An 11,703-nucleotide genomic window follows, 5' to 3' on the forward strand; every position below is an offset into this window, starting at 1 on the left:
CGTGCTTGTTCGCTTTTTTTTCGCACTTTAGCAGGCATGCATGCAAGGTAACAATCTGAAAACAATACTGACGGGATGAAATTAGGCGGATTCTTAATCAATGAATCTCACTTTTTAAGCTAATTGTTATTAATCATAATGTTATGCTTGGTTTGGAGTCATTGGCTTGCACGGTGCCTTATTTTCAAAACTCAGATGCTTACAGTAACTTAACGTTACTTTTATATAATCATGAGGTAACCTTCAGCCATCATAAAGTTTAATTTTCGAGCAGATGGTGGATAACATATTGAAAATGTGAAACTTAAGAGGCTTTAGTGAATCAAAGCCAAGCGAGAAATACATTCAATCTCCATTATTTTTTATTTTATAAATCAGGCACGTCCATTAATGTCGTGATTTTATTGATTTTTGAAATCAATGGCGATAATCCTAATATCTATTGCAAAGCATGTAATCAGAATTAACCGGTGTTAGGATTCAACCGCTATTAAATCTAAGTTAATAACTCATTTCAAAGGTATGAGATGTGAAAACCCATTCATTTTTATCCAGTCGTAATATTGGGCTGGATCTGCTGCGTGCTGGTCTGATTATAGAGGGTGTCTTACTTCATGCTTCACGAAGTTTACCGGGTGAAAATAGCTGGTATTACACCGCGCATCGCGATCCGGCAGAGTTATTTACAGCTTTGCTTGGCCTGTTTCATACTTTCAGAATGGAAGTCTTTTTCTTCCTCTCGGGTATGTTTTCAGCTTTGATCATACTGCGCAAAGGCCAGCGATTTTTCATCACCAATCGCCGTAAGCGTGTGTTGGTTCCACTGATAACCGCCTATATCTTTATTCCCCCCCTTATGTATGCGGTTGGGGGAATGATTGATAATAAAATGTTGACGTGGGAAGGGTGTTTAGAGAGCTACGGTGTAATGCATCATCTGTGGTTTCTTATTTCCCTGTCCATCATGTCATTGCTGATTCCGATTGCATTCTATGACTGGTCAGCCCGACAATTTGGCAGACTTTCACTGCCTGTCTTGATGGCGCTGCTGATTGCATTAGGCAATGTTGGCTTTATGTTGAAGTTTTTGGTGAAAGAGCACGGTGATTTTGCCGAATTGCTGCCCATCACTGCGCGTTTTCTGGTCTATTACGCGGCAGGATATGCACTCTATGTTAATAGAGAACAGATTTCACGGTATGCGAACAGTAAGCTAATGAATGGCTGGGTTATCGGTGCATTAATGGCGCTGGTCTGGTTTGGTTTCTATGTGGTCGCGCATTATCACGTTGATAATGCCCTTAAATATCTGCCCGTATTAGTCGGTAGTGTGCTTTCTGTGATGCTCTCCTACTGGCTGGTGTTTACCTTCGAACGTATCCAGGTTAAAGAGAATCGGCTACTGACCGCCATTGTAGATTCTGCACTGATCATCTACTTGCTTCACTACCCGGTGGTGGTGGTTTCTGCATGGCTAATTGATGATTGGTTGCCAGCGAATCTGTCGGTGAGCTACGTGTTGCTGGATTGCTTAATAGGGATCGTGGTCAGTGCAATGTTCTACTGGTGTATCAAGCGATCCCGACTGGCATCATGGCTTTTCGGTTTGAAACCGAAAGCGAAGAAAATGCCTGTTCCCATTGAGGCGCGTCTGTGACGTTTTATCATTGCCGCTGTAAGCATTAATCTATCTGATCGGGTGGATATATTTCCACTCGACTCAGTCTATGGCCTCTGGATTATTTAGCTCCACTCTAATCGGGTTCTGCTTCAGGGCAATCCATATAGATTATGAATTTGTGAGAGCGGCCATCTGGCCGCTCTGTCATCAGCGATTACGCCTCTAACCCCGCGTTATGCATGCCGCGGCGCAGCGTGAAGTTCACGCCCATGGTCAGGAACGGATCCGGCGGATTCCACTCTGGCTTCGGCAGTGACAGCAGGTAATCAATCGTATCGTTGCGTTTACCGGCCAGCCAGTCGGCCAGCATGGTGCCCATGGCGGTACAGCGTACGGTGCCGAGACCATTACAACCCAGCGCGCCATACACATTCTTGCGCAGTTCCCCAAACAGGCTGGAACCGTTGCGCGTCATACCTAAACCGCCGCCCCAGGTGTGCTCGAAAGGCACATCTTTCAAGGTTGGATAGCGACGTTCGAAGGACTGGCGATGGGTTTGGCGATACTTCTCGGTGTAGCCCGGCTTGTGGCGTCCATCTTCGTTGAAGCTGAAGCTGTTACGAATCAGGATGCGATTGTCATGGGTACGACGCGACGTGGTGCCAAACGGATCCGCTGGAATGATGCCCCAGAAATCCTCACCCCCAATGCTGTCCTGCTCGGACTTGGTCAGCGGACGAGTCAGGCTGCCGTAAGTGAAGATTGGGAAAATAGTGCGTGGACCAAAACCAAAATGGGTACCAAAGGCGTTATTGCCCAGAATCAGCTTATCGGCAGTGATGCGACCGGTGGCGTGATGCAGGACGATCTGCGGTTCATACTCAATCGCGGTGATGGCGGTGTCTTCATACAGCGTGACGTTTTCCGGCAAGCTGTCTGCCAGACCTTTCACCAGGCCTGAAGGCTGAACCAGAATCGTGCCCGGCGTGTAGAGTGCTTTGCGATAGAAGCTGGTGCCGAAAATATCTTTCAGCGCGCTGCCTTCGATGATTTTGCACTTCTCACCCAAAGCCTCAAGTCCTCCACGATAAGCATCCAGCACCGCCATGCCGCTGTCTTCAACCGCCGCCTGATACTTTCCGGAGTGGCGCATATGCGCGTCGGTAATATTATGCTCTTCCACCAGATCCTTCAGGATACGCTGGCCGGTCTGGTTCAGATTGAGAATATTGCGGGCAACAGTTTTATCACCGATATAATCCGGTGCGCTGATGTCGTGCGGCACGTCGATCAGGAAGCCTGCATTACGTCCAGACGTACCAAATCCAACTTGCTGAGCCTCGACCAGAATCACCTGATCGTTAGGGAAGTTCAGCGCTAAACGACGCGCCGCCGCCAGACCGGCAAAACCGCCGCCGATCACCACCCATGGCGCTTTGGCATCACCGACCAGCGCGGGCTTAGGAATACGCTTCTGACTGGTGTGGAACCAACCCGGCGCTGGATCATCGGAAGGCAGCGCATCAATACGCAGTAACGACTCAGGATCGTTCGGCAGATTGTCCGTCAGCAGCGTTGCGCCACCGCCCGCGGCAATGACTCCGGCACCGATTCCTGTGCCCACCAACAATTTCCTTCTGGAAATACCCATGTAAAAAAGACTCCTCGATGCAGATAAGATGTTCTAAAAATTGCCTGCGCTGCCTGAATTCGGGTCAGTTAGCGACGTTACGCATTGCTTAAAAATGTGTGTCTTATGTTTCTAAGTATATTTCATGTATACATCATGTATTCAGATTATTTCGATTTGTAAAATCCATGTCAACCCTGTTTTGTGTAGGTGATAAAAATGTGATTTGGGTGATTGGGCTTTTCTTGTTCAGCTTTAAGGGGCACAGCAGTGAGGGGCGTACGGATCTTCTGTCAGAAGAGAGCATTAAGCAGAGAGCCAACGCCGCTGTGAAGGCGGTAAAGTTGGCTCTACGAAAGATGGAAGTTGAGGGGAGAATGTATCAATAAGAGATTAATTCACTTCGTTATGCGCCTGACTGAACTTAACTGGCATCGAAAATAACGTAAAGCTTACGCATGGTGCTTTCAATCACCCAGGTGCCTTCGGTGTTGGCTTCAAAAAAGAAAGAATCACCCGGCTTGAAATTAAGGGTCGCTTCACCGTCTGGCGTAAACGAGCCGCTGCCGTTAAGGAAGTGCATAATTTCAGCTTGTTTAACCGAGCGGCGATATGAACCGACTGCACACTCGAAAATACCGGTATCGATGTCCTCTTTACCCGGAATCACTTTTTGGATGCCAGACAAGGCAATGCTCTCGCTACCCGGCAAGCCCTCAACATTACCCCAGGGTTCCATCTCTTTAATTGTGGCGGCCTGTTCGATTTTCTGCACTTTCATCAGTGGTTTTCCTGTAATAGGTGACAAACGGCACCCGCCACAACGGCAAGATGCATTGGAGATAAAATTCAATTTAGATTAAGGGATTGCGGTAAAACCTGAGGATGCTTATCGCCGCGCAAATAACACATTTGCATGATTATTTGCGCGGCTTTGGCAGAAACTTTTGTCGTTACTTATCCGGCTGCCTGACAACAGGCACAAGGTTGCGCCACGGTATTCCCTAACACGCGGCGCAGGAAATCTTGCGTGCGCGCTTCTTGCGGTCGCAGTAAGAGGTTATCAGCAGGACCTTGCTCCACAATCTGTCCGCTGTGCAGGAAGCAGACACGATCGGCAACCTCACGGGCGAACTGCATTTCATGCGTTACCACGATCATGGTCATCCCTTCACGGGCGAGATTGCGCATAACCTGCAGCACTTCACCCACTAATTCGGGATCGAGCGCAGAAGTGGGCTCATCAAACAGAATCGCTTTGGGCTGCAGGGCCAGCGTGCGGGCAATCGCCACGCGCTGTTGCTGACCGCCGGATAACTGGGTCGGCCATGCGTTGATTTTCTCGGCCAGACCCACCATCGCCAGTAAATCTTTGGCGCGCTTTTCCGCCACGTTGCGGGGTTCACCGTTGACGTGAATCGGACCTTCCATCACGTTTTCCAGCACGCTGCGATGCGGGAAGAGGTTAAAGCGCTGGAATACCATGCCAATCTGACGGCGCAGATCGTTAATGCTCTTGTGCTCGTTGTTAACGCGCTGGCCCAGTACGGTGATATCGCCACCTTCATAAGTTTCAAGGCCGTTGATGCAGCGCAGTATGGTCGATTTACCTGAACCCGAGGGGCCAATCAGGCAAACCACTTCGCCTTCGCTGACCTTGAAACTCACGCCCTTCAGCACCTCAATAGGGCCGAATTTTTTGTGTACTTCATGAATTTCAATCATCTCAAGCCCCTTTTATCTGACGTTTTTCCAGCTTCTTAGTGAGTGCCATTAGCGGCAGGCAAAGTACCAGATACAGCAGCGCCACCAGCGTGTATACCGTGGTGTTATCAAAGGTTGAGGCGGCAATAAGTTGGCCCTGACGTGTCATTTCAGTGACCGCGATGGTTGAGGCCAGTGCAGAGTCCTTGAGCATCATCACCAACGTATTGCTGAACGGCGGCAAGGCAACATGAAACGCCTGTGGCAGCACCACGCGGCGCATGGCTTTGCCATAACTCATGCCCATCGAGCGCGCGGCTTCAAGTTGCCCGCGATCCACCGATTCGATGCCCGCTCGGAATATTTCAGCGATATAGGTCGAAAAGCAAAAGGCTATACCAATGACACTGGCCTGAAATGAGGTGAGGGTGATGCCAATATCCGGGAAGACAAAGTAGATATAAAACAACACCACAATCATCGGCAGGCCACGCGTAATGTTAATAATGGTGGCGATGGGCCAGGAAATAATTTTCCACGGGCACATCTTCGCTGCGGCTAAGACTAACCCTAATGGCGTGCTGATAATCAGAGACAAAATGGTGATATAGATCGTCATTTCAGCCCCTTTTAATAAAAAGGGCAGATAAACGTGGATGTTGCTCCAGTCCATCGTGTACTCCTGCGTCGTTGTGTCACCTGGAAAAGTGAGGTCACTATTTCATTATAATGAATATCGTTGTTGGCAAATCTCTGTCAATCATTACCCATAATTTAGAGATAGCGTTTACTTATATCGCCCATACGAACAAGCTATAGGTGTGATATTCAGTGAAATCAAAGGCTTTATTGTTTATTTGTGAGTTAGCGCATTTTCATCAAATAAAACATTGACAGCAGGTGGACAATTTTCATTATAGTGAAAAAGAGCGTTATCCTTTTCATTGCATCCAGGAGTGAGTCATGTCTGCCATTCGTTCCCAGTTAATGATCCTAAGCCTGACGGCTGCGATAAGTCTTAATGCCAGCGCCGCAGTGTTGACCGCAGGTTCACCGCCTTCGAGTGCCCCAACCACCTTCTTAAATACGCAGACGGGCAAGATTGAGGGTTTTATGCCGGATGTGGCCGCAGAAGTGGCTAAACGTGAGCATTTGGACATCCAATACAGCGCAATCCCTTTTTCAACGCTGATACAATCAGTTATTGCTGGCAAAATAGACATGATTGTGGCGGGAATGACACCCACTGAAGAGCGCGCTAAACGTATTACTTTCTCTCAGCCCGTGACCGCTTTTGGCGCCGGCTTAATCGTGCGGGATGACAACAAAAAAACCTTCAACTCCTGGCAGGATCTTAAGGGGGAGGTGGTCGGAACCATGGCCGGTACGGATTACACGCAGAGCCTGATGGCCAGCGGTATCGCCAAAGAGGTCAAGGTCTATGACAGTCCGGCAGATATGACGCGAGATTTATCGCTTGGTCGCGTTGCGGCGGGATTAAACGACTATCCGATATTAAAAGCGCAGGAAAAAGCGGGTGGCTTAAAAGGCATGCACGTGGTGGATGGCTATAAACCTGAAACTGTTTCCCCAATGGCGTTTGGCGTGAAGAAAGGCAACGATGCGTTAATGGCGCAGATCAACAGCGCGTTAACCAGTATGAAAGATGACGGCACCTTGCAGACGATTAAAACCAAATGGGGCATGCCCTGATTCATGACACCTTTAAACTCAGCTGACAGGGACGCTAACGGAATTCAGCCGATGAAAAAAGCACCGGGTATCAAAGGGGAATCAGGCGCGCTGGAAGCGGATATCGGATCTCGCGTAAAACGTGTGCGCAAAGCGCGGAATATGACGATTACTGAACTGGCGCTGCTGGCGAATGTCTCCGCGGGCGCGATCAGTCAGATCGAACGTAATCTGACGAATCCCACGGTGCGCGTGCTGGAGCAGCTGCGTCTGGTATTAAAAGTTCCCCTTTCGGCTTTTCTGGAGGAAGCCGAAACTCCCCCTCGTGGTGCTGAGCATTATGTCCGACGCGCAGTCGAACGCCCGCACTTTAACGTCGGTAAGCAGGGCATTTCAAAGCAGATGCTCTCTCCCTCGGGCGACCACGATTTACAGTTTATGTTCATTAATATCCCGGCAGGCGTGCAGTCCGCTGAGATGTTAATGGGTAAGGGGGAAAAAGCAGGTTTAGTCATGGCGGGTGAACTGACGCTGGAGATAGACGGTGACACTGTGTGTTTGTCGCAGGGTGACAGTTTTCAATTCCAGAGCCATCTCCCGCACAACATTTTTAACCCGACGTCCAGTGACGCCACTGTGTTGTGGATCATGCATATTTCCTCTGAGCAACATTTATAAAGGTCAGGATTGAACATCATGCGCATCAACGTGAATACCGTAGCAGACAGTGAAACCTTCCCCAGTGCGGTGGATGTCATCGTCATCGGCGGCGGGATTATCGGCACTTCTGTCAGTTATGAACTGGCAAAGCAGGGCGTTTCCGTGGCGCTGTTTGAAAAAGGCGTGATCGGTGGCGAACAGTCGGGACGCAACTGGGGGTGGGTCCGTCAGCAAAACCGCGATCTGTATGAGCTGCCGATGGCGATGCGCAGTTTGCAGCGCTGGGAAGCGTTGAGCGGGGAAATCGGACTCGATCTTGGCTTCAGCCGCCAGGGAATCACTTACGGCACATTGAGTGAAGCGGATGTGGCGCGCTGGGAAGCCTGGGGCAAGCAGGCGAAACAAATTGGTTTTGTCAGCCATTTATTGACGGGCAAAGAGACGCGCGATCGCATTGGCGAGCAGGCCCAATGGGTTGGCGGCGTCTGGTCACCGACTGATGCCCGTGCTGAACCTTCCATGGCCGCACCGGCGATCGCCACGGGTGCAAAAAATTTGGGTGCTTCGGTACATCAAAACTGCGCGGTGCGTGGATTGGATATCAGTGGCGGGCGTGTGACCGGCGTATGGACCGAGCGTGGCTTAGTGAAAGCGAATCGGGTGATCTGCTGTGGTGGTGCATGGAGTTCCCGCTTCTGCAAACAGTACGGTGTTGAACTGCCGAGCGCCAATATATTGGGTACGGCGTTTAAAACCACAGCGGCACCGGAAGTCATCAAAGGCTGTATTAGCATCGGCGGTTTATGCATTCGCCGTCGTCAGGATGGCAGTTACACCGTGGCGCTTTCCGGACGTGGCCAGATCGATCTGGCTCCGCAAAATATCCGCTATGCCACCAAGTTTTATCCGATGTATCGCAGCAAAATTGCGAAAAAACTCAAGGTGCGTATCAACGGTTCGTTCTTCAATGGCCCGGAAGCCGCGGGTTCCTGGTCGAATCAGGGATTATCACCGTTCGAAAAGATTAGGGTGCTGGATCCCGCCGGCGATCCTTCGATTGTGCAGGAAGCGATGCAGATGCTGATTCAGTTTTACCCCGAACTTCAAGGGATCAAAGTGGATCATGCGTGGGGCGGCTGGATCGATACCACGCCAGATTTGGTGCCTGTTATTGATGAGATGTCAGATGTACCCGGACTATTTATTGCCTCTGGCTTTAGTGGTCATGGGTTCGGTATCGGCCCGGGAGCGGGATTACTCTGCGCGCAGATGGTGAATAACCAGCCGCTGTTCACCGATGCTGAACCTTACAGTCTGGCGCGTTTCGCCAAAGGGAATGCGATTCGCGAACCGCAAATGATGTAAAAGCTTGAAGGATAGTTAGCGATCTTGGCATCGGTGACGCCATGCTCGCTTAAAAAGTGAAAGGCGGCTGCAGGCCGCCTCCTCATCGCTAACGGGTGATCACCTAAACATCCAGTCGATGGATCACGTTCACAAACTCATGCACGCCACTGTTGATCTCACGCAGGCTGCGTGACAACACGCTGATTTTTTCCTGCTCGGTCACCACAAACTGCTTCACTTCACCCAACTGTTGCTCCATCTGATGAATCAAACTGGCGTTGTGCTCCACAACCTGAGTGATCTTTTTGGTTGCGCTGGAGGTGGAAGCCGCCAGGCGGCGCACTTCGTCCGCTACCACACTAAATCCACGCCCAGCTTCACCGGCGCGTGCGGCTTCAATCGCGGCATTTAATGCCAGGATATTGGTTTGCGAAGCTATCAGGTTGATGGTTTCCACCACTTCATTGATGCTTTTCGCCGAGGCATTTAACTGCGTGCCAATATCGGTGGCGGCATTGACCTGCACCGCCACCAGACCGGAGTTGCGGATGGTTTCATCCAGCACTTCGTTAGCGTTATCGGTAATTTGCGAGGTTTGTTCCGAAGTGGTGAGGGCGATATCGGCTACACGTTTTGCTGCTTCGACACGGGCGGTGATATCGGAAGCGATCTTAATCACCTTGTACACTTTGCCATCGGCATCAAACACCGGGTTGTAGCTCGCTTCGAGCCAGATGCTCTCGCCACCAGCGGTCTTACGCTCAAAGCGACCGACGAAATGCTGCCCTTTAGCAATTTTGCGCCAGAACTCCGGGTTTTCACGATAGAAGTTATCGAAGCAAAACAGGCGATGATGCTGACCGACAATGGTTTTCAGCTCGTATCCCATATGAGTCAGGAAGTTGGCATTGGCCGTCAGAATATGACCATCTGGGGTGAATTCAATCACCGCCATAGAGCGGTCGAGCGCAGTGATCACCGCCTCTTTGTGCTCCAGTTCTTCATGGCGGGCGGTGATATCGCTGGCGACCTTAATGACCTTGTAGACTTTGCCTTTATCATCGCTCACCGGGAAGTACGTTGCGCTCAGGTAGAAACGTTGGCGTTGTTTATTAAAGCGCTCAAAGATTCCAGTGACGGATTCGCCGGAAGCCAGCGTCTGCCAAAAAGCAAAGTATTCTGATGACTGGCTGTAAGTCGGGCTGCAGAAAATGCGGTGATGTTGTCCCTGAATCTCATGCAGGCTGTAGCCGGTGACATCGAGAAAGAGTGGGTTGGCACTGAGGATTTCCCCGCTGGGCGTAAACTCAATCCATGCCACATGTTGCTTGATTGCATTGATATCTTTGAGTACATCGCCACTTTTATAAAATGGCAGAGAAAGGCTGAATTTCTTCACCCCAAACATGTGTGACCTCAGGCGATATTATGTCATTGAACATAATGCGTGCAGCTTTTTGCCGCTCCGCTGAATTTCCACAGCCGAACACTTATCTTACGAATGTGTTTCTCTGCGCGTACGCAGGCCGGGGGTATTGAGTTATGGCTGCCTGATGTTGAGATAAACGGACCGGTTGTGGTCCGCTTTGATTAAAGTATCTTAATTATCGGCGCGCTTTCCAGAACATTTAACTAAAATGCATGAAAAAGCGTTTCACTTGCCAGACTGCGGATAAGCAAGGGTTTTCAACCGATCATTTGGCGGTCGCGAGACGATAATACCAATCACACCGCCTGCAATCAGTGCCACCGCGACCACCAGTAAACCTGAATGATAACTATGGGTCATATCCTTGAGTTTTCCCAGTAACGGCGGCAATCCTAAACCGACAAAGTTGGCGACCGTATTGATAAAGGCGATGGAGGCAGCGGCGGCCACGCCTGCCAGTTTCTCCGTGGTCACGGCCCAGAAAATCGGCGTCAGCGCAAAATTGAAACCCACGGTCAGGACCAAAAGTAGATAAGCGACCCAGAGATTGGCGGTGAAGATTGCCGTCGCCAATGCCAGTCCGGAGAGGATTAACGGCAGGCCTAAATGCCAGCTGCGCTCACGTGTACGGTCAGAGTGTCGGCCATTCAGATACATAAACAAGCACGCCATGACGAAAGGCACCGCCGATAGCAGGCTGATTACGAAATTGCTCTGCTCCGCAGCCATGCTTTTGATGATCAGCGGCATAAACAGTGTGATGCCGATGGATCCAAACGCCTGCAGAAACCACACCAGACTCAACAGCAGCACTGTTTTATCTTTTAGGGCACTCAACCAGGAATGGTTTTTACCGATCTCTACGTCAGCGTTGTCTTGCTGCAGACGCTGGTGCAGCCAGGATTTTTGTTGGGGGCTTAACCATGGGGCCTGCTCCGGGGAATCGGGCAGGCGCCATAACACCAGAAAGCCAAGAATCAGCGCGGGAATACCTTCAAGAGCAAACAACCAACGCCACCCAGCAATATCGGCGATGCCATGCATATTCAATATCGCACCAGAGACGGGTAAACCAATGATGGATGCGCTGACCGAACCCATGTAGAAAAAAGACATGGCCCGTGCGCGATTGCTTTTAGGAAACCAGCAGGCAATGTAATAAATAATGCCTGGTGCAAAACCAGCCTCAGCCATCCCTAATAAAAAACGCATCACATAGAGTTGATTGGCGGTGTGAACAAACGCCATACCGGTGCTGACGATGCCCCAGGTAATCATAATCCGGGCTATCCAGCGTCGAGCACCAACCTTGGTCATGATCACATTGCTGGGAATTTCGAACAGAATATATGAGATATAAAACATCCCCACGCCGAGGCCATACATGCTGGTGGTGAGGCCAAGATCAGCATTCATCTGGAGTGCGGCAATCGATATATTGGTCTTATCGAGATTGGCAACGAAATAGCAGATGACAATAAAAGGAATAATTTTGCTATTTAATTGTTTAAGGGTGGAGGCATATAAATCGTTGCTCATGATAGCGACCTCGTGAACGGGTTGGCCTTTTTCAGACAGCAGTAATACTGCCCGCCAGGCATGCAGGTAAATAAGACGTCA

10 protein-coding genes are annotated in these 11,703 nt (G+C 50.1%); 4 read left to right on the forward strand and 6 right to left on the reverse strand.

Annotated elements, in window-relative coordinates; translation table 11 throughout:
• Window positions 1-529 precede the first annotated feature (529 nt).
• Complete coding sequence (locus ACXI0A_RS21760) at window positions 530-1,657, forward strand: acyltransferase family protein (RefSeq protein WP_476145931.1); 1,128 nt, start codon at window positions 530-532, stop codon at window positions 1,655-1,657.
• A gap of 178 nt (window positions 1,658-1,835) precedes the next feature.
• Here ACXI0A_RS21760 and ACXI0A_RS21765 read toward each other — a convergent pair whose 3' ends face one another.
• The 4 genes from ACXI0A_RS21765 to ACXI0A_RS21780 all read right to left on the reverse strand — a co-directional run bounded on the left by ACXI0A_RS21765 (window position 1,836) and on the right by ACXI0A_RS21780 (window position 5,628).
• On the reverse strand, window positions 1,836-3,245 hold the full coding sequence (locus tag ACXI0A_RS21765; protein ID WP_476145929.1) for an FAD-dependent oxidoreductase: 1,410 nt from the start codon (window positions 3,243-3,245) through the stop codon (window positions 1,836-1,838).
• A gap of 430 nt (window positions 3,246-3,675) precedes the next feature.
• A complete protein-coding gene (locus ACXI0A_RS21770; RefSeq protein ID WP_476145927.1) occupies window positions 3,676-4,032 on the reverse strand; it encodes a cupin domain-containing protein in 357 nt (118 codons plus the stop codon).
• 176 nt (window positions 4,033-4,208) lie between these two features.
• Complete coding sequence (locus ACXI0A_RS21775; RefSeq protein ID WP_476145925.1) at window positions 4,209-4,976, reverse strand: ATP-binding cassette domain-containing protein; 768 nt, start codon at window positions 4,974-4,976, stop codon at window positions 4,209-4,211.
• Between the two features lies 1 nt (window position 4,977).
• Window positions 4,978-5,628, reverse strand: coding sequence for an ABC transporter permease subunit (locus ACXI0A_RS21780; RefSeq protein ID WP_476145923.1), 651 nt, complete (start codon window positions 5,626-5,628; stop codon window positions 4,978-4,980).
• Between the two features lie 290 nt (window positions 5,629-5,918).
• On the opposite strand from ACXI0A_RS21780, the gene ACXI0A_RS21785 reads away from it, so the two are divergent.
• The 3 genes from ACXI0A_RS21785 to ACXI0A_RS21795 are packed head-to-tail and all read left to right on the forward strand — an operon-like array spanning window position 5,919 to window position 8,672.
• A complete protein-coding gene (locus ACXI0A_RS21785) occupies window positions 5,919-6,668 on the forward strand; it encodes an ABC transporter substrate-binding protein (RefSeq protein WP_224933254.1) in 750 nt (249 codons plus the stop codon).
• A gap of 51 nt (window positions 6,669-6,719) precedes the next feature.
• Complete coding sequence (locus ACXI0A_RS21790) at window positions 6,720-7,325, forward strand: cupin domain-containing protein (RefSeq protein WP_224933253.1); 606 nt, start codon at window positions 6,720-6,722, stop codon at window positions 7,323-7,325.
• Between the two features lie 18 nt (window positions 7,326-7,343).
• Complete coding sequence (locus ACXI0A_RS21795; RefSeq protein ID WP_476145920.1) at window positions 7,344-8,672, forward strand: FAD-dependent oxidoreductase; 1,329 nt, start codon at window positions 7,344-7,346, stop codon at window positions 8,670-8,672.
• A gap of 103 nt (window positions 8,673-8,775) precedes the next feature.
• On the opposite strand, the gene ACXI0A_RS21800 is transcribed toward ACXI0A_RS21795, so the two are convergent.
• A complete protein-coding gene (locus ACXI0A_RS21800; protein WP_476145918.1) occupies window positions 8,776-10,062 on the reverse strand; it encodes a methyl-accepting chemotaxis protein in 1,287 nt (428 codons plus the stop codon).
• A 246-nt stretch (window positions 10,063-10,308) separates the two neighbouring features.
• Window positions 10,309-11,622, reverse strand: a complete 1,314-nt coding sequence (locus tag ACXI0A_RS21805) for an MFS transporter (RefSeq protein WP_476145916.1) — start codon at window positions 11,620-11,622, stop codon at window positions 10,309-10,311.
• Between the last annotated feature and the right edge of the window lie 81 nt (window positions 11,623-11,703).

Source organism: Pantoea sp. C1E2, from assembly GCF_056491465.1.